Source organism: Aquimarina sp. MMG016, assembly GCF_018100805.1.
In the GTDB taxonomy this organism is placed as follows: Bacteria; Bacteroidota; Bacteroidia; order Flavobacteriales; family Flavobacteriaceae; genus Aquimarina.
Genome location: NZ_JAGJEA010000011.1, coordinates 14125 through 38772, shown reverse-complemented (window position 1 = coordinate 38772; position 24648 = coordinate 14125). Strand labels below are relative to the sequence as shown.

The following is a 24648-nucleotide window of genomic DNA, read 5'->3' as shown; positions in this document are numbered from 1 at the left end:
ATATGTTTTCTAGCTTCTACTTCTGGCAGAACGAGAACGAGGGTTTCCTGATCTTGCTGCTCTATTAGAAGTATTACTTCTTTGTTTTTTTATGTTTGTTCTAGAACTATTTCCTTTACTACTATAACGACTGTTATTGGAACGTTTTGTTACATTACCAGAACGATTTCTACTTGTTCCTTGTTGTCTCTGAACTCTATTATTTCTTGTAACAGGTTTTTGAGCTCTGGTGCTTCTTTGCGTTCTTTCGACTCTGTTGGATCTACTTCTATTATCTTTTTTATAAGAAGATCTATTCGATCTTGTAGCTACGGTGTTTCTGGTTCTTCTATCCGATTGAACTCTTGCTCTATTATTAGGAGTGCTCCTTTTATTAGATTGCACTCTGTTTCTAGACTGAGAATTTCTGTTTATTGATCTAGATCTATTTTCAGATGTTACGGAACGATTTCTGTTAATATTTCTAGTTCTATTGTTAGTAGTAACTGATCGTGATCTGTTTACACTTCGAACTACATCATTATTTGATCTTGATCTACTTCTATTTACAGTGCTAAAGTTTCTATCATTACGTTTATACATGTTTCTTCTGTAATCACGATTTCTATAATCCAAACTTCGCGCTCTAGAAATTCTGGTACCTCTATTATAACTTCTTACTCTCTGATGTGGTCTATAGTAATTACGGTTTCTGTATGATCTGCTATAGTATCCACTATAATAGTTGTTTCTGTATAGATTATAAGAACATCTATAAGGTGTATAAAATCTTCTGTATGGTCTGTTAAAAACAATACATCTACTTACTATCGGAATGCTAAAATATGCATGAAATGGTCTGTATGTGTAGTATCTATTGTAATTGTTGATATATCCCGTATAGTTAATAAAATTTCCGTGGATATTATAGTTAACATATAATCCACCTACTCTGGATACACGACCAAAACTATTATACCCAATATATATATCGCCGGCCTGGGTTATTCTACCATAATAATCATAAAAAATAGGTACATCTTCTATTTGAACTACAGCGCCATAATCATCATATTGCACATAAGCATCATAATCATATCCTGAATTAAAACTGATGTTCACTCCGGGACGATTTATATTAACACTTACACCGTTTCTAGGTCTGTTAAGATAAAAATCAAATTGCCCATCTGCATAAACTGAAAACTCAATTCCACCTTCGTTAAAGATGAATGATTTTCCATAATTATAACGTGCAGTCGATTCTGCTTTAGTATCGAAAGCATTAGCAGAGAAGGATGCTAATAATAAACCGGTAAAAAGTAAAACAACATTTTTCATAATTTGTGATTTTAATGGAGCATCTCCAATTTGTTTTTTTGATACTCACTTTTATATTATCAAGCAACGTGCCAAAAATTAAATAGTATGCATTACAGTTTTAAAAAGTTTTTAATCTATTGTGTTTATTATCTTTTTTAGTTGTTAGTCATATACCTTTTAGTCTTTTGTTATATGAAAAAAAGTAAATTATTCAGGTATGATGTGGTAGGGTAGAATCAATTGTTGGCGTTTTATTAATGTATTCATCAAAAATTCTTCTGATTATGAAGAGATGAATAACCCAAATGTACTTTAACCAAAAGCTTATTTATGAAAAGAATATTTTTAATATGCATTAACCTAATATTTTTAACTGCTTTATATAACTGTACTAGTACAGACGATACTCCAGATACCATTCCAAATTCTGGTGATTCCAATCCAATAACGGTTGAACCAGGAACACCGTTACTTACGGATATGCGGACTTTTATATTTGGTCATAGTCTTATTGTTCATGAGCCTCCATTAATTCCTACACCCAGCAATGAAACTACGGTACCTCATTGGATGAAAGTTTTATCTAATTCAGCAGGATATTCATATGCCGTGGATGGACAATATGGTTTTCTTCCTCAGCACGATAACCTTCCTCCAATTGCACAATGGGGATTTGATATTGTGCCTGGAGTATGGAATTCTGATACAACTCCTTTTGCCGAAGCTGACTTTAATACTGTGTTATTAACGGCTGCTAACTTCATTCAATATCAATCTTCAAACATTCCTTATGATGGAGATAATCCAGATAATACTACTCCGATTGGCGCTACAACTACTATAATAGATTGGTTGCTAGAGCAAGAAGAAGGAATTACCATTTATATTTATGAAAATTGGCCCGATATGGGATTCATTAATTCTTTTCCGCCCACAGAAGAAGAATTCAATACTTATAATAACTATACCACAGGAGATTTTCATAATTGGTGGTTGGAGTATCACGATACTATTATAGATAGTAGACCTGATGCCAATGTAAAAATGATTCCGGTTGGACCGATAATAACCGGACTTCTTGCTGATTCTGCATTAATTGATATTCCTGTTACTGAATTGTACGAAGATGATGCTCCACACGGTCGTCCTACTATTTATTTTCTAGCTGGTTTGATCACCTATTCTGCAATGTATGGAGTGCAACCTCCTGCAGATTTAGAAATTCCGACTATAATTCATAGTGGGGTTAGAGAAAATTATCAGGGTATTATTGATTTTATATGGACGGAACTTCAGAATTTTAATGATGAATCGGGGGATAGTCGGGTTTGGTAATATTTAGTGTTTGTGATAAAAAAATGCAACTTTTGTATTTTGGTCTGCATTTTTTTATGATTAGGTTGAAAAGTCTTCAATATATATAAGAAGCCAGCAACCATTTTCTTTTTTAAATCCAAAATCTACCATTATACCATTATCAATACCGATTATATGATATACATAAAAGTCATCTTTCTTTTTTTCAATTTCTACCTTATAGGCATCAACTTCTTTATCCATGGCTTTATGATCAACGCTAAAATCCATAAAAGAAAAACTCTCAGGTGCAGTAAAATCTTCTATTGGAGTGGTTTGGTCTTCACCATAAATATCATATGATATATTTTTTAGAGGAAATTTAATTCTTCTTATCTGAAAGATACTATCTGATGAAAATTTTGTAAAAAAAGACTTGAAATCCATATCACAATGATATGGTTTAAGTTGAACGATCTTAGGTTTTATGGTAGAATTTTCTTTATGATCTTCTTTTAATATTTTAGATATTTCTATAGTGCCATTTGTGATCGCTTTGCCAAAGCCAATTGCAGAATTATAAAAAAACATACTAACTAAAAAAATAATCGAAATTGGAATTATTAAAAATATTAATACTCTGGTGTTTTGATGTTTTTTAGCCATTACTTTGGAAACAAACTTTTATCAATGTTAGGAATTACTTTCAGGGCATTTTTGTAATACAATTTCTTCAAAACTTCATCACTTAAGTCTAAACCATACATTTTCCAGAAGGCATGGTATCTTTTGTAATATGGGAAATATTCATCATCAGATTCTAATACCCTGAAATAAGTATAATATTCTTCAGGTTTCCAAGAGTCTTTACCAAACATTACACGATCTTGATACTTGGTAAGAAATTTTTTAGCATTACGAGGTTGTCTACCTAATTCTGCAATAACAGCACCAATTTCTGTATACATATTTGGTATTTCATCCATCAACTTAGCTAGTTTAGCTAGATTGTTTCCATACCAACCTAAGTGGGCATTTATAAACTTAGTATTCTTATGCTTTCTGAAGATATTATGTTGCTCTTGTATAATAGTTTCCCAAGAACCTGTTACCTTGGAATCTCTTTTTCTCCTAGAGCGTAATTTCAATTCTAACCAACGCTCATTTTGATTATCGTGAGCGTCCCAGAATGGTTTTGGATCAGCGGAATGAATCAATACTGGAATTCCTAATTCGCCACACTTTTCCCAAACAGGCCCGATACGTGGATCATCTATTTTAATACGATTACCGTTACTATCTTTATTATCCATTCCTTGGCTTTTATAGATTTTTAACCCATTAGCACCAAGAGCTACATCGTTTTCTAGCTGTTGTACCGTTTTTTTGGTCCATCCGGGTTCATCAATTCCTGTAAGACTAATATTTGTAAAAACAATAAAGCGGTTGGGGTGATTAGTTTTTACATTTTCTAAGGATTTAATGAGATGTTCGTCTGATCCTCTTCCTCTTCCGGATAGGTTAACCATTACTGCCATATTGAGCTTATCCATTTCAGAAACAACTTTTTGCAGATTTTGTGTTGGCATCCTGAATTGATGATTATGCACGTCTATAAAAGGAAATTTAGCTTTTTTGATTTCTTTTCCCGGAACGACTAGAGTAGAGGGAGGGTCATAATCCTCGAATTCCATTTTTTGTGCGGTAATTGATGTAGTAGTTATAAAAATGAGTAATAGAAAGGATTGAATAAACTTCATATCTATCGGGTTTTTTGAAATTTGATTTATAAATATAGAAGAATACTTTTCACTCTAAAAAACCTTAACAACACTTTAATGCGTTAGGGATAGTAGTGAAAATCCCACAGCATTGTACATCCTGAACTTGTTGAAGGATGTACAATGCGAGGAATTGTAGCGGATCTACCTACTGGCAGACAAGTAGTCCGGCTCGAACGCCCAAAAAAGAAAATCCCGCTACCAGAAGTATTAGGTAACGGGATTTTAAACAACTAACCAACAACTAAATCTTATTTTTTAATCATCATCTCTGTCATCATCATCGTCATTACGATATTTTTTCTTTCTTTTTCTATTCTTATAGAAGTACTCATCTTGGTTATGATGATTTTGATTTCGGTTGAGGTCAAAATATGGATCGTGTGTTACAGTACATCCATCAATTCCGCAATATCCACATCCTCTATAATGAACATCTCCTTCTATAAATTTGATTCTACCGTGTTTCTTATAATAGATATGCAACCCACCGATTTGAGATACTAATCCTCTTCTATTATATCTTATGATGATATTACCAACTCTTCTTACTTGATTATATCTATTATAGCTAATGTAATTAGACTTTACTCTTTTTAATCTTCCGTAGTAGTCATATCTTACTAAGTTATGATATCTGTTATATCTATAAGTTCCAGGAGTGTTATAACTATACCAGTTAGATTGTCTGAACCTTGTTCTTCTGTTTAAAATTTTGAAATCAATTCCTCCATCCGTATTGATAAAGAATTTTACACCTCCTTGAACAAAAGCAATTTCTTGCTTATGATGATAGCGATTGGCAACCCTATCATTGTGATCCAAATGTTTGTGATCGGTCGTCGCTTGAGCAGCTGTTCCAACTAGTAACATAGCTGCCATAAAAAGTATCATTTTTTTCATAACCTAAATGTTTTGGGTTAATGCCTACTCATTAGCTTTTCGGCTTCCGCTATTTGATCAGTGTAGTTTCAAATGGCGTGCCAAAAATTTAGAGATTATGAAAAATGAAGTGTAATTGTTTGTTTTTCAGTAGAATATTTTTTTAAAAGGAGGAATGTCTCTACACTTTTTCCTTTAAATATTTCCCAGTATAAGAATCTTTGTTTTTTGCAATTTCTTCAGGAGTACCTTCGGCAACAACAGTTCCACCATTTTTTCCTCCTTCTGGCCCTAAATCAATAATGTAATCAGCACATTTTACGAGATCCATATTGTGTTCTATCACCAGAATAGAATGTCCTTTGGATATCAGTTCGTTAAATGATTTGAGTAGTTTTTTGATATCATGAAAATGAAGTCCTGTTGTAGGTTCGTCAAAGATAAAAAGTGCTTTGTCCTTAGTATTTCCTTTTACAAGAAATGAAGCTAGTTTTATACGTTGCGCTTCACCTCCGGAAAGGGTAGAAGAACTTTGCCCCAATTGCACATATCCTAAACCAACATCTTGTAAGGGTTGAAGTTTTCTTTGAATCTTAGTCTGATTATGTTCTGTAAAAAAATCTATAGCATTATCAATAGTCATGGTAAGGATATCATGAATACTTTTATCATGAAAAGTTACTTCCAGTACATCTTTTTTAAATCGTTTTCCTCCACAGGTTTCACATTCTAGATGAACATCCGCCATAAACTGCATTTCGATTGTAACTTCACCTTCTCCTTTACAGGTTTCACAGCGACCACCATCTACATTAAATGAAAAGTGTTTGGACTTATAATTACGAATAGATGATAATTTCTGGTTAGCAAATAGACTTCGAATATCATCATAGGCTTTGATGTAAGTGACAGGGTTGGAACGTGATGATCGCCCAATAGGATTTTGATCTACAAATTCTACATGTTTTATGTTGCTGTAATTTCCTTTTATTTCAGTAAACTGACCAGCTTTTTCTCCGTAACCACCTAATTCTTTTAATATAGATGGGTAAACAATCTTTTTAACCAAAGTGCTTTTCCCGCTTCCGGATACTCCGGTAATGGCTGTAAAGATTCCTAATGGTATTTTAACATCAATATTATTTAGATTATTTTCTCTGGCTCCAATAATCTCTATAAAATATTTAGAGGTTCTGCGTTCCTTCGGAACTTCAATTTCCAAATTACCATTAAGATACTTTGCAGTTAAGGAATCTGCCTTTAGAATTTCCTCAAAATCGCCTGTAGCAACAACATTTCCGCCAAAAGTTCCTGCTTCTGGGCCAATATCTATAATCTCATCTGCGGCTTTCATAATATCCTCATCGTGCTCTACAACAATAACGGTATTGCCAAGATCACGAAGTGATAAGAGTACGTTGATTAATTTTTCTGTATCCTTTGGGTGTAAACCAATACTTGGTTCGTCAAGAATGTACATAGAACCTACTAAGCTACTACCCAAGGAGGTTGCCAGATTAATACGTTGTGATTCTCCTCCAGAAAGGGTGTTGGATTTTCTGTTAAGGGTTAAGTATTCTAATCCTACGTTTTGTAGAAACTCTAATCGATTATTAATTTCCTTAAGTAATCGCTTGGCAATTGCAGCATCATATTCGTTAAGTTTTAGCTTTTTGAAGAAGTCAGCTAACTCATTAAGAGGTAATTCTACCAAATCATTAAGAGTAGCATCGCCTACTTTGATATAATTAGTTTCTTGTCGTAAGCGTTTTCCTTTGCACGTATTACATTTAGTTTTTCCGCGATAGCGAGAAAGCATTACACGATTTTGAATTTTATATGCTTTGGCCTCTAATTCTTCGAAGAAAGTATTGATTCCTTCAAAATATTCATTACCTGTCCAAAGTAATTCTTTCTGTTCTTCTGATAGTTCAAAATATGGTTTATGAATCGGGAAATCAAATTTATATGCGCTATTGACCAACTGATCTTTATACCAACTCATACTATCACCACGCCAAGGAAATACAGCACTTTCGTATACGCTCAATGCAGTATTAGGAATCACAAGATCTTCATCTATACCGATCACATCTCCATATCCTTCACATTCAGGACAGGCTCCATAAGGGTTGTTAAAACTAAAAAGGTGGACATTAGGTTCTAGAAAAGTCATTCCGTCAAGTTCAAACTTATTACTAAACTGACGAAGTTTCCCATCACTTAATGTCTCAATAGAACAAGTTCCTTTTCCCTCAAAAAAGGCAGAATCCACTGCATCTGCTAATCGATTATAGAAATCTTCATCATTTCGTTTCACTATACGATCTACAACCAGAAACAACTTGTCTTTGTCTTTGATTTCTGCCTCTTCTATTCTAATTACAGAGTCATTAACTTTTACACGAGCATACCCTTGTTGTTGTAGCACTTTTAGTTTACCTTCAATAGTACGTCCATTTTCTACCTGGATTGGTGAATTTAGAAGTAGTTTCTCTCCTTCTTCAAAAGATTTTACATATTCTATTACATCCGTAACTCGATCTTTTTTTACCTGATTTCCAGAAATAGGAGAGTAGGTCTTACCAATTCTAGCAAAAAGTAACTTCAGATAATCATATATTTCTGTAGTTGTTCCCACAGTAGATCGTGGATTAGTAGAATTTACCTTTTGTTCTATTGCAATGGCAGGGGCTATACCCTTTATATAGTCAACTTTAGGTTTATTAAGACGTCCTAAGAATTGTCTGGCATAAGAAGAAAGACTTTCTACATATCTACGTTGTCCTTCTGCATATAAAGTATCAAAAGCAAGGCTTGATTTACCAGATCCGGATAGTCCAGTAATGACGACCAACTTATTCCTTGGTATAGCAGCGTCTAAATTTTTAAGGTTATGAAGTTTAGCCCCTTTTATTAATATATTCTTTTTTGGATCTAAGGTCGTTATATCTTGAATCATAGTAATCATGCGGTAAGAGCGCAAAGATAATGATTACAAAAGAAGTATGATAACTGGTTGATAATGAAAGTTTAGTTAAAAAAATTAACAGAAAATTGTTTGATTTTGAATGATTGTTGTTATATTGCACCCAGAAATAACCAAATCTAATTAAAAGAATAGCCTATAGCGAACCTTTACTTTTTAAGTTTAACATAGCCCGAGCCCCAAGCTTGTTGGTACTAAAACAAAGTCAAAGGTATGAAAGATTACACGCTATCAGATGCACATTTGGTAAATGATTACATCAAAGGAGATGAAGGTGCTTTGTCTATCCTTATTGAACGCCACAAACAACGTATCTACAGTTTTATTTATTCCAAAGTTTTTGATCGAGATGTTTCTGAAGATATTTTTCAGGATACTTTTATCAAAGTTATCCGTACTCTGAAAAATGGAAAATATAACGAAGAAGGAAAGTTTTTGCCTTGGGTGATGCGTATTGCTCATAATTTGGTAATTGATCACTTTAGAAAAGGAAATCGTATGCCTAAATTCGAAGATAACGGAGAGTTTAGTATTTTTTCTGTGATCAGTGATGGAGATCTTAATGCAGAAAAAAAATTGATTAAAAGTCAAGTAGAAGAAGACTTACGTAACCTGATTCAGGAGTTGCCAGAGGATCAAAAAGAAGTTTTGGTAATGCGTATGTATCGTGATATGAGTTTCAAAGAAATATCTGATAAAACAGGTGTAAGTATTAATACAGCGCTTGGTCGTATGCGTTATGCATTAATTAATTTGAGAAAGGTTATTGAAAAAAATAATATTGTATTAACAAATTAATATTTATTTATACAATAAAAGTAACATTAGCCCCGTTATCATCTTAAATAACCCTAATTTAAGATCATTAATATGGCAAAATTTTACTTTACGTCCTCTAAAAGAGAAGAAAAACAATTAGTTCCAAAACAATCTACAGTAGATTTTCTTTTGAACTATTCAAAGGCTTTAAGTGTTATAGATTATAAAAATTTGAAGTTTGAAACGCTTCTAAACTAAACTTTGATAAAAGACCTGTTATTTTGTAACAGGTCTTTTATTTTTTATAATAATCAGCTAATACTGTTTTTCTGCCTATAGTTTTAGTAATAATATCTTTTTCAAGATTCCAACCTCGAGCAGGAGAATATTCTCTTCCGTACCAGATAATTTGAAGATGTAGATCATTCCATAATTCTTTAGGGAATAGCCTTTTTGCATCTTTTTCGGTTTGAGTTACATTTTTTCCATTACTCAAGCCCCATCTATACATTAATCTATGAATATGTGTGTCTACCGGAAATGCAGGTACACCAAACGCTTGAGACATTACTACACTAGCAGTTTTATGACCAACAGCAGGTAATTCTTCTAATGCTTCAAAACTTTGAGGAACTTCTCCATTATGTTTGTCAATAAGAATTTTTGACAAACCATGAATACCTTTAGACTTCATGGGACTCAATCCAACAGGTTTTATAATCTCTCGTATTTCTTCTACCGATAATTTTACCATTGCGTATGGGTTGTCAGCACGTTCGAATAAAAGAGGGGTGATTTGGTTTACTCTTACATCAGTGCTTTGGGCACTCATTAATACTGCAATTAGTAAAGTATAAGGATCTTTGTGATCTAAAGGAATTGGAATTTTTGGGTATAATTCTTGTAATGTTTTAATTGTGAAATCTACTTTTTCCTGTTTAGTCATGTGTTAAAAGGTATTTGTGCTAAAATTAAAATATCAATCTAATATAACAGCTTTGAATCATTAAATTTTTGATAAAACTATGATTGAATTGATCTTTTTGTTTTATTTTTATAACATAACTTTAAACAAAACTTAATTTAATATATTATAAAGAATGACAACATTAAAAGTAGGGGATAAAGCTCCTAATTTTTCAGCATTAGATCAAGAAGGTAACACTATTACTTTGAACACATATAAAGGAAAGAAACTTGTGGTTTTTTTCTATCCAAAAGCTAGTACACCTGGATGTACGGCTGAGGCTTGCAACCTCAGAGATAATTATCAAACATTTCAGGCTCAGGGATATGAAATATTAGGAGTTAGCGCTGATAGTGCGAAACGTCAACAGAATTTCAAGAATAAATTCGAGCTTCCTTACCCTCTTCTAGCCGATGAAGATAAAAGTGTAATCGAAGCTTTTGGTGTGTGGGGTCCAAAGAAATTTATGGGTAAAGAATATGATGGAATTCATCGTACCACATTTGTTATAGACGAAAATGCTGTAATATCTGAAGTAATTACAAAAGTAAAAACCAAAGATCACGCTGCACAAATATTATAATTCTTAAGTGTTAGAAGCAGAAAAAGCATTAACTGTATTTTACAACAGGCTAATGCTTTTTCTTTTACAAACAGTAAATTTATTTTTAAACAGTTTCTTTGGTTTTATATCCAAAGAAATTATTTTCTTTAATCATTTCAGGAATAAGCTCTGGTAATTTATCTTCCCATCCAGATTCTCCTTCTTGTATCATTTGTAGTACTTCTCGAGAGAAAATATCCATAATTTCAGAATCATAATCTGTGATATCCTGAAGTTTACCATTGTATTTAAAGAACTTGTATAACTCTTTCATTCTTGGATGTACTTTTAGGTTTTCACTAGTTCTAAGCTCTCCGGTTTTATGATCCTTTAATGGATATAGGTAAACTTTTAAATCTTTAAAGAATAATTTACCAAAAGCTTCTAAGATACCACCGCTAAGATGTCTATAATACTTTTCGTCAAAAATATCTATTAAATTATTGACCCCCATGGATAATGCCATTCGCTCCTTTGTATAATTAGAGAAATAATCAACTACACGATAATACTCCTTAAAGTTAGAGATCATAACAGTTTGTCCCAAAGAACATAATAGTCTTGCTCTAGACATAAAATCTACTTCATCAATTTCTCCTTCTGCTCTAAGATTGGATAGTGTAATCTCGAATATGACCACAGTTTTATCTTTATTCACTTTGTTTTCATTTAAAAACATATTAAGTGATTTCTTGTAAATATCCATATTTACTCTGGTAACCGGTCTGAAACTTCCTCTAAGCGCCAGGATATTCTTTTTATATAGAATCGCAGCAGGTAAAATATTATTACCATCAGGGCCGAACATTACTGCTTCTGTCATCCCGTTTTTAACAAGTTGTAAACTCATTAAGCGATTATCAACTTTCTTAAATCTTGGGCCCGAAAAGTTAATTGTATCAATTTCTATCTGATCTTTATCTAAGTGGTCATAAAGATATCGAAGTAATTTTTTTGGGTTGTCATACTTATAATATGCACCATAGATAAGGTTTACTCCAAGAACTCCAAGAGTCATCTGTTGTAAACGGGCATCATTTTCATGAAATCGTATATGAAGTGTAATTTCATTATAATCTTCATTTGGAGTAACTTGATAACGAATACCGACCCAGCCATGACCTTTATACTTTTTGGCAAAATCTATAGTAGCTACAGTATTTGCATAACTAAAAAATAATTTATTCGGATGTTTTTCTCTGGTAATACGTTTTTCAATGAGCCCAACTTCATGTTTAAGCATTTTTTTTAACCTTGCTTCAGTAACATAGCGTTTATCATCTTCAATACCATATATCGCATCACTGAAGTCTTTATCATAGGCACTCATTGCTTTGGCGATTGTACCAGAAGCGCCACCAGCTCTAAAGAAGTTACGTACAGTTTCTTGTCCGGCACCTATCTCGGCGAATGTACCATAGATATTCTGATTGAGGTTGATGCGTAAGGCTTTACTTTTTATAGAGGGAACAGATTCGAATTCCTTATCTCCCATGATAGTAATAGGCATAGTGAATCGGGCTTTTTTTGTTTACTGTAAAGGTACTAATACCTTCATTATAATAAAAGTTGTATCACAGATTTTTGTGTAATAAGATTGATATAAATCACTTTTGCAAAAATCAATTACTTTTTTGCTTAAAAATAGTTTTACATTTGTCTTGCACTTTTTTTGAAAAGGATGGAAGTAATATTTCTTGGTACAGGTACATCTCAGGGAATTCCAATTATAGGAAGTACTCACCCCGTATGTCTAAGCGAAGACCCAAGAGATAAGCGTTTGCGAGTATCCGTATTGATTTCTTGGGATGATTATACTTATGTGGTAGACTGCGGTCCGGACTTTAGGCAGCAGATGTTAGCCAATAATGTAATGAAGATTGATGGTATAGTATTTACTCATGAACATGCAGATCACACTATGGGATTAGATGATATCAGACCTTTCTTTTTTAGGCAAGGAGATATCCCTATTTATGCGCATCAGCGTGTTTTAGACTCGTTAAGATCAAGATTTAACTATATTTTTTCTTCAGAAAATAAATATCCAGGCGCGCCCAGCGTTATAGAACACGAACTAACTAACCAACCGTTTGCGCTGGGTAATCTGGATGTGATTCCTATAAATACAATGCATAATCGTTTGCAGGTATTTGGATTTCGTTTTGAAGATTTTGCATATTTAACAGATGTGAAAACCATTGAGCAACAGGAACGAGAGAAGTTAAAAGGAGTTAAGGTTTTGGTGGTTAATGCATTGCGAATAGAACCACATCATTCACATTTTAACCTGGAAGAAGCTCTAGAGTTTATTTCAGAAATACAACCAGAAAGAGCATATTTAACTCATATTAGTCATATGCTAGGCTTTCATGCAGAAGTTGAAGAACAATTACCGGAAAATGTACATATTGCGTACGATAATCTTAAAATAATTATATAAAAATGAGAAGTAAAATATTTTTGTATCTATTCATCTTTGCCTTATTGTTTATACTTTTTCAATTCATGAATGCAAAGAAAGCTAAAGAATCTTATGATGCTAAAATTATAAACCTACAAGAACGAATTAGGGAGAATGAAGCATCTGCGCAAACAACTATAGATTCATTAATAGATGCTAATCTGGATCTTACTTATTTTTCCTTGGATAGTGATGAAGAAGCTAAAACATATTTTGAAGAAAAAGGATATGATGCTAAGAAGCTGGAGTTAACAATTAGCGATCAAATCATAAGCCAGAATAAAGCCGGAAAAGATAATCCGATTGTTCCTTTTGTAGGTATGGAAGGAAATATGAGTATTAATAAAGTGAGATTACTTAATCATAGATGGATTATTGCTGATTTTACAGATGGTGTGTATTGGGGGCAACTTTTTATTGTATACGATGTTCGTGAGGATGGAGTAGTGGACTTTGAGGTAGAAAAATCGTTTTTGTATCCTAGAAGCTAAGCTTTATGGGTTTTGAATAATAAAGCTGCCTGAAATAATTTCCAGACAGCTTCGACCGCAATATTATATTTTTTTGAAAATATTACTTTCTGATAACATCTACTGTTCCTATGGAACAGATTTTTTTGCGATAGGTAACTCTTATACGCATTCTATATGGTCCATAAGAGGTTACCATAAATCCATAAATTCTTTCATAGTCGGTTATTAAGTATGAAGAATCTGGTTTGTTAGCAATTGCCAGATCTCTCCAATTATCTAATCTAGAGTTAAGCGCATATGCTGGAGAACAACAGTTATTTAGATCAACCTCGATTACTCGGGTTTGAGTATGATTTCCAACCCAACTACAATTGGCAGGAAGCTGTTCAGTGCGACAATTATCTAACATATTTACCATTAGATACTGATTTGGCATATCCCTACCTTTTCTACCTTGTCCTGTGGTAAAATTACAGCCATTATTGGTCAGGTTATCATCACAAGAACCTCTATTTGTACTATAACATTGAGATGAAGTTTGAGTTTCGTGCTCCAGGTTTTTAGTGTCAGATTGTTCAATATAATCACTTTCAGTTTCAATAGATGTTAATTCATCTCTTTCGCACGAAGAGAAAATGAATAGACTTAATAATAGTAAGAAAAATAAATGGTTAGTGTTTTTTGAGTTCAAATTTTTCATAATAATAAGATTTGATTTGCCTACTCTTTTTAGGATTTTCGGTTCCTCCTTCTTTGTTATCTTCATATCAATTGGAGTTAATTTTTGTTACCCTAAAAGGGAAACGATATGATTTTACGACCCGAAAAGGAAATTTATAGCGTATGAGATGAAATCTCTTCAAAGAGAAAGGCGTATCATTGAGAATTCAATAATTCTGCTTGCTATACTTTGGTTATCGCTTAATTTTATAGGGATTCTTTTATATTTGACTTCATTTGAATCATAAACTTAATCCTAAAAGATGAAAACCAAATTTCTTTCTATTCTACTGCTCTTATTTGTTATTACTTTTAACTTTTCTTGTAAAAAAGGAGATGGATTCGTTGTAGATAAAAATGAGTATATAGAAATCCCAAGAGAAAATGGTAAGTATATTATAAAACTATATTCTGATCATATTATAGAAACTTCTTTTATTCCTACTGGTGAGACCATAAATCTAGAATCTCATGCCGTAATAAAGGATAAAAGTATTGAGGCAGATTTAGTAAAAACCGAAAATGGTTTTACGTATGGAACAGATGGAATAAAGATTAAGGTGACCAAAGAACCCTTTCATATTTCATATATTTATAAAGGAAAAGAATTAATTTCTGAGAAAAAAGGGTATATCAAAACTGATTCAACTGAAATTCTGAATTTTAATTTAGATAAAGACGAGGTAATCTATGGAGCAGGATCTAGGGTAGTAGGAATGAACCGAAGAGGCAAAAGATTAGAATTATATAATAAGGCTCACTATGGTTACGGAACACATTCCGAATTAATGAATTATACCATGCCCTTAGTTCTTTCTTCTAAGAAGTATGCTGTACATTTTGATAATGCACCGATAGGGTTTTTAGATATTGATAGTAAAAAAGACAATACACTAAGTTATGAAACCATAAACGGAAGAAAAACTTATCAAGTAATAGCCGGAGATGATTGGAAAGAATTAATGTACCAATACACAGACTTAACAGGTAAGCAACCTTTACCACCACGTTGGGCTTTTGGTAATTTTGCCAGTCGTTTTGGGTATCATTCAGAAAGAGAAACTAAGGAAATTGTTGCTAGGTTCAAAACTGATAGTATTCCGTTAGATGCAATAATTCTAGATATTTACTGGTTTGGTAAGGATATCAAGGGACATATGGGGAATCTTGAATTTCTAAAAGATTCTTTTCCTAACCCAAAGCAGATGATTAATGACTTTAAAGATAAGGGAGTAAAAACTATTTTGATTACAGAACCATTTATATTAACGACTTCTAAAAAGTGGGATGAGGCTGTGGAAAAAGCAGTTTTGGGTAAAGATTCTGTTGGTAATCCATTTAAATATGATTTCTATTTTGGTAATACCGGAATTGTGGATATTTATGACCCAAAAGGAAAAGAATGGTTTTGGAATATCTATAAAGAGTATACCCAGGATTTTGGAGTAGCCGGATGGTGGGGAGATTTGGGAGAACCAGAGGTTCATCCGTCAGATTTACAACACGCTACAGGAAGCGCAGATGAGGTGCATAATATTTACGGGCACGATTGGGCAAGGTTGGTTCAGGAAGGGTATCAAAAAGATTTTCCCGATCAAAGACCATTCATTCTTATGCGTGCGGGGTACTCTGGGTCACAGCGATTTGGTATGATTCCTTGGTCTGGGGACGTAAGCCGCAGTTGGGAAGGATTACAACCACAAACGGAAATCGCTCTATCCATGGGAATGCAAGGATTAGGATATATGCACTCAGACCTTGGCGGATTTGCAGGAGGAGAGGTGTTTGATCCGGAATTATATACACGTTGGTTGCAGTATGGAGTATTTCACCCCATTTTTAGACCACATGCACAAGAGCATATTGCTCCCGAGCCTGTTTTTCACGATGATAAAACTAAGGCATTAGCCAAAAAAAGTATAGAGCTTAGATATAGCTTATTGCCATATAATTATACACTTGCTTTTGAGAATAATCAAACTGGTATGCCGTTAATGCGTCCGTTATTTTTTGATACTACTGCAGATAAAGAATTACAAGAAGTAAGCTTTGCTTATTACTGGGGAGATAACTTTTTGGTATCTCCGGTAGTAAAACCGGGTGTTGCATCTATGGATATTCCATTTCCAAAAGGATCAAATTGGTATGATTTCTTTACAGGAAAGTCTTATAAAGGAGGAAAGTATACAAGCGTAGAAATTGCTGAAGATTATATCCCTGTATTTGTTAAAGCCGGATCTTTTATTCCAATGGTAGCTCCGGTACAAACTACGGAAGAGTATACCACTAAAGATTTGACCTTACACTACTATTATGATACAGAGATTAGTTCTGGTCAAGGAAAATTGTATGACGATGATGGAAAAACACCAAATGCTTTTGAAAAAGGAAAGTATGAATTGCTAAAATTTGCTAGTAAATCCACTGCAGAAAAACTTACTATTATACTATCCGCGGATACAGGTAAGAGTTATAAAGCTACTAATAGAAAACTTACCTTAATGATTCATAACGTTCAAGCTGCTCCAAACTCAGTTACTATTGCTGAAAAGTCTAAAGATTTTAACTGGAACGAGTCTGATAAATCGTTGATTATTAATTTAGATTGGAACTCTGCTGAGTCTACTGAGATTGATATCGAATTTTAATCGGAGGTAGTTTGATATCTAAGTTTACGAATAATGATTTTAAATTTTTATCATTACATTTAAGAATGAAAAATAATGCTTTTCCTATGAGTTAATAGTACAAGTTTATTTTTAGTGTCTATTGTAATTTTCGGGTTTAAAACGTTGCATTATCTAAATAATCAATATGGAAGACGATTCTTTGGAGAATAGTTTATTAAGTTTAAAAATTGTCATTAGATCAAAAGACAAGGAATAAAACAGTTAACCAAAAAACGAAATATCAATAGGCTACATAATAATTACAACCAATAAAAACACACGAGTATGGAATTAGGTGCATTTTCTATAAGTCTTAGTGTCAAAGATATTAATGTGTCGAAAGCGTTTTATGAAAACCTTGGCTTTGAAGTCTTTGCAGGTGATATTGAGAAGAATTATCTCATTATGAAAAATGGAAACGCTCTGGTAGGATTATTCCAGGGAATGTTTGAGAATAATATTTTGACTTTTAATCCGGGATGGGATGAAAATGCAAATACCTTAAAAAACTTTGATGATGTTAGAGAAATCCAACAACACCTCAAAAGTAAAGGAGTAAAACTAGAATCAGAAGCAGATGAAAATACTTCAGGACCTGCAAGTTTTGTAGTACTCGACCCTGATGGAAATGCTATTCTTGTAGATCAACACGTGTAGAACTTTTAAGTAAAACTAAAATACTATTTATGCAGAGAAAACCCATTTCTTACTCTGTTTTATTTTTAGAGGTTTGTTTTAACCACAGTTTTTAGAAAATTATTTTTGTCGCTGGTAATCTATTAATGATACGTGATTTTTCTTTTTCTGAAAATTTGTTTTTGCTTAATTCTAATAATTTGAGAGATGCAAATCCGTTTAAATCATCTGGCAAATATTCTAAATTATTATTTCTAATCAAAAGGACTTTTAGGTTCGTTAAGTTTTGAATCTGTTGCACTAAATCTTCAATTTTAATATTGGGATTATTGTCAAGTACTAAGCCTTCAATTTGTTGAAGAACTTCAATGTTATTTGGGATTTTACTCAAATTATTATTTGAGATTATAAGAATCCGTAATGATTTGATTTGGGCCATAACTTCAAAAGCTTGTTCGAAATTAAGCTCAGGATTGTCTTCTAAATGAAGTTCTTTTAATTTTTTTAGAGTGGATACTCCGGTAGGAAGCTCTGTAAATTGGTTTCCGCTAAGGTATAGAAAATCTAAGTTTTTTACACCGGATAAGACCTTACAAGCCTGTTCAAAATCTAATTTATGGTTTTCAGCTATGTCGATCTCTCTTAGGTTAGAAAAAGAGGTTAGTACTTTAGGTAAATTATTGAAGCTGTTATTACGTAAATTTATTACAGAAAGCATATTCAATCTGATCAAATTATCCGGTAAAGTAGACAAGTTGTTTCCTTGAACATTTAATAGTGTTAAGTTCTGCAAATTCTCTATTCCCTCAGGTATTTCTTTTAACTTGCAGTCCGTCAGGTAGAAAGAGTTTACATTTGGTAATTTTTTTGTGTTATTGGGCAATTTATCTAATTCTTTACAGTCTAAATCTAACCATTTCACTTTTTCAGGTTCTTGTAGAGCAGTTAAAAAGGAAGTATATCTTTTATCCTGGCAAATAGTAGTTGTAGGAAGTAACAAAATCAGAACTAGTATTTGAATTCGCTTCATGTTTTTTTTAATTGTTTATTACCACTACACACTTACCAAAAGTAAATTTATATTTTTTTATCTACGAAGTGAACATTTATAAATGTATAATTCTCATTGTTAGATTGAGCGATTAAAATTTTAATAGGACAAACTAAACGGAATTTCTTTTTAATAAAGAAATATCTAAAACCTTATTCATACGAGGGGACTAACCCTCTTAATCCCATATCCACTATGGATTCTTCGGTACCTGGATTTACATCCCATTTATCATTTCCATTAGTGTCTATCCACTCAAAACTTTTATTGATGGATAGAGATAGCGTTACCACGATATCTTCCGTTTCTTCTCCGGTAATTACCAAGTTAGTATCAAAACTTCCTGTCACCACACAAGAACCCTGTGGAATAGGAGAGGTATTGAATAATGGATTAGGTACTGTCGTTGCACCTTCTGGTGCTTGCCCGGTTTGTACACCTGTAATAGTCTCAAAACCCCAATATCCCTGAAGTTTATTGTCGTTGACTGTTACCTGTTCATTTTTAACGGTATAGTCGGTGATATACGTGTTAAATCCTACAAAACTGGCTACCGTTCCAGTAAAAGGAGCATCATTAAAATGAAATGTGACGTCATAATTTTGATACGAAAGGGATAGGCGAACCCACTCATACGATCCCGCCTGAATATCTTTGAGAGGAATTTCTAAAAAAGTTTCCCCAGGAGCTACTATGTTAGATTGATCGAAATCAATTGCTGTAGCACCTCCGGTATCGGTTTCCGGTGCTTGATATAGTATGGTACCTTGACCTAAAAAGGTACTAGCATTGGGTGCTAACTCTAAATAATGTGCCGAGATACTATTAAACACAGGGTTTTGTCCTGCATTTCCAGCTTCAATATCCGTTTGTGATCCATCATTGCCTAACCGAACCTGATTAGGATCCACAGCAAGTTTTACAATTAGTTTAGGCTTGTTTTCCACTGATGCATCATCGTTACTACTGCATGACGATAGGAACGTAATAGCAATAGCTACCAGTACTAAAAAGTAGATTTTCATGGTATGTAAATTTTTGGGGTTGTTTTAAATAACATTCGTAAGATACAAATATGATTTAAAAGAAGGAATTAAACACCTAAAAGTAGATAATACTAATTATTAATAAAACCAGTTATTCAATACTTTCAACAAAATCTAAAAAGACTTTTTTATGACGTTCAAGATCCATCTTAGGAGAAAGCGCTACTCGAGCAATATAATCTTTGTCACCTTCTTTAGTGGTCCCTTGAGTAGATGTAGCAGGTATCGTCCAATAACAACCTTTTAATTGTCCATAACTCACACAGTATTTACTTTTATTAGGAATTTCGTTAATCATTAGATTGATTAATCTATGATTTAATGCTCTTTTGTAGGATTCTTTTTCCTCTTCAGTAGCACCTTTTGTAGGAAGATCCAATGAAAATACAGATGGAGTAAATCCTTGTTCTGCTAATTTCTCTGAAACAAAATTGATTTTCGCCTCAGGTAACGTATCGCGGATAAAGTTTACAAATTCTCGTGTATTTTGATAGGCATCATGAATTCTCTGGTTCATAGATGGTAATTGTTCGGCCAATATTTCCACCTGAAGATCTGTAGCCTCATTATCACAAAGTCTTAGATGCAATGCTATTTTCTCCATTAGGGCTTCGGATTTTTTGTTTGCTACACAGTAGCCTGCCGTACATCGTCCACCGCTTGGAAATTTAGATCCACTTACATAGGCAATAGCTCTAATCTTAGAGAGTATTTCACCTTCACCAAGGAAATGTACATTAGGGCAAAATGTTTGATCTAAAATAAATACCGGATCGATAGCAATATCACCATCCGGAGTTGTACGTTCCTTACTTAAAACATCTTTTAATTGTTCAAGATCCGGAACTTCGACTCTTGGATTTGTTGGAATTTCTGCAATGATGTATGGTACAGCATCTTCTTGAGCAATTTTGTTCAAAACAATGTCAATACTTTGTACCATATCATTGTCACCATCTACTGGTAAATCCATGATTTCTACATTATCAATACAAACAGCAACACGTCTTGCCTGATCATTGGTACCTCCATAACAATTTGGAGGGACGACAATTTTGATAGCCTTTCCTTTATACTTTTCTATGGCATCGTGAATTAAGCCCATCATAATGGCATACTGCATAGATAATCCGCTAGAACCCACTAGTGGAGTTATATATGTGCCAGTAATATCCTTTATGGAATCTAGAACCTGTTTTTTGTTGTTCTCAATATTAGTATTCTCCTGATCAGAAGGTTGTTTAATGAGATGCTGTAAGGCAACCAAAGTGTTGGCAGGTGTCATAGCTATGGTTTCCCTTCTTCTTACGTGCTGAATTTCAGAAATATAACTTTCGTTTTGTTCAGTATGTACTAATAAAACACTTCCCAAATACTGGTGAATATTAATAAAAAAGTCAACGTTAGGGTTGAGTTCAAAATTACAAATATTATCCTGTTGTGAAATGAAAATGGTACTACCACGAAACTCAGGAATAGCTGATACACTTCCTACCTGCTTTATATCAAATTGATATCCATAAACACGCTTTAGTAGATCAATATCAAAAAAATCAGGTAATTCTCCTGTATAGGTAATTAAGGTGTTTTTATTAGCTAATAAATTTTTTCTTAGCACTGCTAGAACAGGAACCGTTTTTGATGAAAAACTGATTACATTTTCTGCGTTTAGATGATGTAATTTAGCAATGCTCCATTCTAGTACACAAGACAATGGATGCCCTAATCGAATATAGTCGAAAGCCGTAGGTAATCCATGTAGTGCTGATGATTGAGAATTATTGTCATTATATAAAATCTCAAACTGTTCTAAAAATTGAATTTTAGCCAATTTTTCATCATAAATATCCAATCGATGGGTTGTTAGACTCAACCAATCATTTGGCATATTTTCTAAGACATCGTTAATATAAGTTAGCGTGTTATTGTCTTGCATAATTTTCACCTTTAAATAAGCCAACAAATATACGTTAATTAGATTTTTTTAAGTGCTTCAAATTGTTGTTACATTACAATGTTCTATGCAGAGTACACATTCTGAAGGGGATACATTATAAACCTTGTTCGTATTGGTTCTTATTTCTTTTCATATAAAATCTTTTCCACCTTCTTTCCTTTTACAAACTCATCAACCAAATATTAAGCTGTAGCTTTCATTGTACGTTTTTTAATTGGTGCTAACGGTTTGTATAAAAAACGTTTTAATTTTATAAGTTATTAGCTGCTATCTTTTAGATATATGATATTATTTCGCTTTAATAATATATTGATACGGAAGCAAATCTACGTTTACATTAACAGAGGTATAACCTGCTTTTTTTAATTCATTAACAACTACATCAATAGATAACTTGTGGTTTAAAGGAGGGCCAACAGGGATATCAGTTTTAAAGAAATCGATAATAACTAAATCTCCGTTAGATTTTGTACCTTTTTTTACTTTAGCAAAATATTCTATACGATTTTCAATATGATGATACGTATTAACAATGAATACCATGTCGGCCTCTTTTTCTTTCAATTTAGGAGAATCGTATGGTATTTTACGGGTTTCAATGTTTTTTAAATTGTTTTTTTTAATTCGATTTTTTAGAAACTCTTGAAACTCATCATCTACATCAGCAGCAATAACTGTTGCTCCTTTTTCCGCTAATTTCACAGAGAAATAACCAGAACCAGCTCCAATATCCATGATAGTTTGTCCTTGTATGTCCCCTAAATATTCCAATACTTTTTGGGGTTGTTGATAAGCATCTCTTTCTGGAGACTCAAATCGTTCGATTAAATCTTTAATAGAGGATCGGAGCATATGTTCATTAGCTGAACTATGTTTCGATTGCCCATCTTCGTGGTGCTCGTGAACATTTTCTTTTACTTGGTCAGTACCTGAAACATGATGATTGTTTTTACATCCCAACCATAGAAAAAATGTAATTATAAAAGCTATTTTTTTCATTTCTGTTTCGGTTTTAAGTTTAAGCAGATTGCAGCTCACCCCTAAGAGTATGGTTTTTTTGCGATAAACACTAAGATAGCAAATAGAGTAGAAACCATAGTATAGGTGAATAGAAATTTTGATAAAGAATTTCGTTACCATAAACTGTTCAGTTTTTATGTATAGTTTTACTTATCAATCTTGCATCCTCCAGAATTCCTTTAGCAAATGAAAACCAAGTCATACCCAGGTCTTCAGACTTATATATAACATAGGATTTTTCTTCCGACCTATTTTTTGATTTATTTTTTAACTAGTACTTCATTTAATTTCTTCCTGCCATTATACCACCATCAATATCCCAAATTGCTCCAGTTACCCATGAACTTTCATCTGATAATAAGAAGCGTATGGTTTTTGCGATATCATCAGATCTACCAACTCGACCAATAGGATGGAAATCATTAAAGCCTTGTAGTGTTTCTTCGATTTTATCCTTTTCGATAAAAGCTCCATAAATTGGTGTTACCACTACAGCTGGGGATACGGCATTCACCCGAATATTGTATTCTGCTAATTCCATAGCAAGATGTTGCGTTAAAGAATGAAGACCTGCTTTTGCCATAGAATAAGCTGAAGAAGGTGTAGCTTTAATAGCTTGTTTTGCCCACATAGAGCCTATATTCACTATAGATCCGCCACCATTTTTAATAAGTATATTAGAGGCTGCCTGGTTAATAAAAAAGAAAGCACGATTGAAGTTGTGATAAATATCGTAATCCGCTTCTTCGTGCTCTAAAAAAGGTTTAGGACTGAAGTAACCTGCTGCATTTACAATATATTTTAAATTTGAAGCAACACTTTTTAGAGATCCTGCAAAAGATGTTACAGCATTAGCATTACTAAGATCTACATTGATCGTTTTTACAGATCCCAATTTAGATAACTCCCTTTCGGCATTTGTTAAATTAGCATTATTTCTACCCACAATAATAGTTTCAATGCCGTCTTTTAATAAAAGTTCTGCGGTGGCTTTTCCTATTCCAGAAGTTCCACCAATAATCAACGCTTGTGTTTTCATATTTTTTACCTTTTAAATTAATATTGGTACAAATTTCAATACAAATCCAAGTAAAAAATGGTAATCCAGAAACTGAGAATGGTAATTCAGAGATGTGTCTTTTGAAACTGTTTGGGAGTATAGCCAGTTCCTTTTTTGAAATATTTAGTAAAATAAGTAGGATCATCAAACCCTAAACCATAGGCAACTTCTTTAATTGAAGTAGTATGACTAGATAACATACGTTTGGCTTCTAGAAGTTTACTATGCCTAATGATATTGGCAGGTGTGTCTAGTAACACTTTCTTAGAAATGTCAGTGAGTGTTTTAGTATTAGTACCTAGTTCGTTTGCAAAATATTCTATACTATGAAAGTGTTCTATTTCTTTAAATACTAGTTTTTTAAACTCTGCAGCTAACTTATACCCTGGGTTTGTTTTAATATCAAAATTATTGTCAAGTTTTCGTAAACGTTCAATTTGAAATAAAATATTTTGAAAATAATGATATATCTGTTCTTTATAATAGTTATCTCTTGTTAAGATTTCTGATTCTATAAAGGAGGTTAGTAACCCTATTTTTTTACTATCCTCTTTGGATAATTTTAAATGATTGCTTCCGATTTCATTAAATATAGATAACGATAATCTATTCATTAAACCTTCTTTTCCTTTATTGATAAAATAGTCATTAAAATGGAACAAGTATCCTTCATTTGGAGCATCTAAACAGAAGTAATGTATTTGATTACGATTAATAAAGAAGATGGTGTTTTCTTCGTGATTTATAGTTTCATAGTCTATAAAATGACGGCCAGGTTTTTTAAACCAGATAATTTGATAAAAACTATGTCTGTGAGGAACTGATGCATGTTTTTGATTGATATCGAAATAAGACTTGGTGTCATTTATTTCAAAATGAAGTTTTGAATAATCATCTTTATGAAGATCGTAGCTTTTAATTGTGTCCACTATCTTTTTATGTTATTAACGGTTTGTGTATGGTTAGTTGTGT

The 24648-nt window shown here is 32.9% G+C and carries 21 protein-coding genes; 7 read left to right on the top strand and 14 right to left on the bottom strand.

Going from position 1 to position 24648, the window contains the following annotated elements; genetic code table 11:
* Nucleotides 1-9: 9 nt before the first annotated feature.
* A complete protein-coding gene (locus J8M14_RS17700) occupies nt 10-1320 on the bottom strand; it encodes a hypothetical protein (protein WP_211076155.1) in 1311 nt (436 codons plus the stop codon).
* Nucleotides 1321-1632: 312 nt separating this feature from the next.
* Here J8M14_RS17700 and J8M14_RS17695 point away from each other — a divergent pair, with 312 nt between their 5' ends.
* Complete coding sequence (locus tag J8M14_RS17695; RefSeq protein ID WP_211076154.1) at nt 1633-2637, top strand: hypothetical protein; 1005 nt, start codon at nt 1633-1635, stop codon at nt 2635-2637.
* A 60-nt stretch (nt 2638-2697) separates the two neighbouring features.
* Here the strand turns inward: J8M14_RS17695 and J8M14_RS17690 are convergent, their stop codons facing one another.
* The 4 genes from J8M14_RS17690 to uvrA all read right to left on the bottom strand — a co-directional run bounded on the left by J8M14_RS17690 (nt 2698) and on the right by uvrA (nt 8223).
* On the bottom strand, nt 2698-3264 hold the full coding sequence (locus tag J8M14_RS17690) for a DUF4348 domain-containing protein (protein ID WP_211076153.1): 567 nt from the start codon (nt 3262-3264) through the stop codon (nt 2698-2700).
* Nucleotides 3264-4358, bottom strand: a complete 1095-nt coding sequence (locus tag J8M14_RS17685; protein WP_211076152.1) for an amidohydrolase family protein — start codon at nt 4356-4358, stop codon at nt 3264-3266. Before J8M14_RS17685 ends, J8M14_RS17690 begins: the two co-directional genes overlap by 1 nt.
* Nucleotides 4359-4637: 279 nt before the next feature.
* A complete protein-coding gene (locus J8M14_RS17680; RefSeq protein WP_211076151.1) occupies nt 4638-5282 on the bottom strand; it encodes a hypothetical protein in 645 nt (214 codons plus the stop codon).
* 160 nt (nt 5283-5442) lie between these two features.
* The gene (uvrA, locus tag J8M14_RS17675) at nt 5443-8223 is read right to left on the bottom strand and encodes an excinuclease ABC subunit UvrA (RefSeq protein WP_211076150.1); all 2781 of its coding nucleotides are present in this window, start codon (nt 8221-8223) and stop codon (nt 5443-5445) included.
* A gap of 240 nt (nt 8224-8463) precedes the next feature.
* On the opposite strand from uvrA, the gene J8M14_RS17670 reads away from it, so the two are divergent.
* Nucleotides 8464-9048: a sigma-70 family RNA polymerase sigma factor gene (locus J8M14_RS17670; protein ID WP_211076149.1), complete on the top strand. Its 585-nt coding sequence runs from the start codon at nt 8464-8466 to the stop codon at nt 9046-9048.
* A gap of 256 nt (nt 9049-9304) precedes the next feature.
* Here J8M14_RS17670 and nth read toward each other — a convergent pair whose 3' ends face one another.
* A complete protein-coding gene (nth, locus tag J8M14_RS17665) occupies nt 9305-9955 on the bottom strand; it encodes an endonuclease III (protein WP_211076148.1) in 651 nt (216 codons plus the stop codon).
* Nucleotides 9956-10109: 154 nt separating this feature from the next.
* Here nth and bcp point away from each other — a divergent pair, with 154 nt between their 5' ends.
* Nucleotides 10110-10559: a thioredoxin-dependent thiol peroxidase gene (bcp, locus tag J8M14_RS17660; protein WP_211076147.1), complete on the top strand. Its 450-nt coding sequence runs from the start codon at nt 10110-10112 to the stop codon at nt 10557-10559.
* A gap of 85 nt (nt 10560-10644) precedes the next feature.
* On the opposite strand, the gene J8M14_RS17655 is transcribed toward bcp, so the two are convergent.
* Nucleotides 10645-12090, bottom strand: a complete 1446-nt coding sequence (locus J8M14_RS17655; protein WP_211076146.1) for a TonB-dependent receptor — start codon at nt 12088-12090, stop codon at nt 10645-10647.
* Between the two features lie 171 nt (nt 12091-12261).
* Here J8M14_RS17655 and J8M14_RS17650 point away from each other — a divergent pair, with 171 nt between their 5' ends.
* Together J8M14_RS17650 and J8M14_RS17645 are read left to right on the top strand one after the other, a co-directional pair.
* A complete protein-coding gene (locus J8M14_RS17650) occupies nt 12262-13023 on the top strand; it encodes an MBL fold metallo-hydrolase (protein WP_211076145.1) in 762 nt (253 codons plus the stop codon).
* A 65-nt stretch (nt 13024-13088) separates the two neighbouring features.
* A complete protein-coding gene (locus J8M14_RS17645; protein WP_247672691.1) occupies nt 13089-13535 on the top strand; it encodes a hypothetical protein in 447 nt (148 codons plus the stop codon).
* Between the two features lie 82 nt (nt 13536-13617).
* Here J8M14_RS17645 and J8M14_RS17640 read toward each other — a convergent pair whose 3' ends face one another.
* The gene (locus J8M14_RS17640; RefSeq protein WP_211076143.1) at nt 13618-14217 is read right to left on the bottom strand and encodes a hypothetical protein; all 600 of its coding nucleotides are present in this window, start codon (nt 14215-14217) and stop codon (nt 13618-13620) included.
* Between the two features lie 283 nt (nt 14218-14500).
* On the opposite strand from J8M14_RS17640, the gene J8M14_RS17635 reads away from it, so the two are divergent.
* Nucleotides 14501-16885, top strand: coding sequence for a TIM-barrel domain-containing protein (locus J8M14_RS17635; RefSeq protein ID WP_211076142.1), 2385 nt, complete (start codon nt 14501-14503; stop codon nt 16883-16885).
* Between the two features lie 306 nt (nt 16886-17191).
* A complete protein-coding gene (locus J8M14_RS17630; protein ID WP_211076141.1) occupies nt 17192-17563 on the top strand; it encodes a VOC family protein in 372 nt (123 codons plus the stop codon).
* 91 nt (nt 17564-17654) lie between these two features.
* Here J8M14_RS17630 and J8M14_RS17625 read toward each other — a convergent pair whose 3' ends face one another.
* The 6 genes from J8M14_RS17625 to J8M14_RS23420 form a co-directional block, all read right to left on the bottom strand.
* Entirely contained in the window at nt 17655-18572 is a 918-nt protein-coding gene (locus J8M14_RS17625) for a leucine-rich repeat domain-containing protein (protein ID WP_211076140.1), read from the bottom strand.
* 173 nt (nt 18573-18745) lie between these two features.
* Nucleotides 18746-19618, bottom strand: coding sequence for a hypothetical protein (locus J8M14_RS17620; protein ID WP_211076139.1), 873 nt, complete (start codon nt 19616-19618; stop codon nt 18746-18748).
* 112 nt (nt 19619-19730) lie between these two features.
* Entirely contained in the window at nt 19731-21575 is a 1845-nt protein-coding gene (locus J8M14_RS17615; RefSeq protein WP_211076138.1) for a PLP-dependent transferase, read from the bottom strand.
* 309 nt (nt 21576-21884) lie between these two features.
* Nucleotides 21885-22595 carry a class I SAM-dependent methyltransferase gene (locus J8M14_RS17610; RefSeq protein ID WP_211076137.1) on the bottom strand — a complete coding sequence of 237 codons (711 nt, stop codon included), beginning with the start codon at nt 22593-22595 and terminating at the stop codon, nt 21885-21887.
* A 304-nt stretch (nt 22596-22899) separates the two neighbouring features.
* Complete coding sequence (locus tag J8M14_RS17605; RefSeq protein ID WP_211076136.1) at nt 22900-23655, bottom strand: SDR family oxidoreductase; 756 nt, start codon at nt 23653-23655, stop codon at nt 22900-22902.
* Nucleotides 23656-23741: 86 nt separating this feature from the next.
* A complete protein-coding gene (locus J8M14_RS23420) occupies nt 23742-24605 on the bottom strand; it encodes a helix-turn-helix transcriptional regulator (RefSeq protein WP_211076135.1) in 864 nt (287 codons plus the stop codon).
* Between the last annotated feature and the right edge of the window lie 43 nt (nt 24606-24648).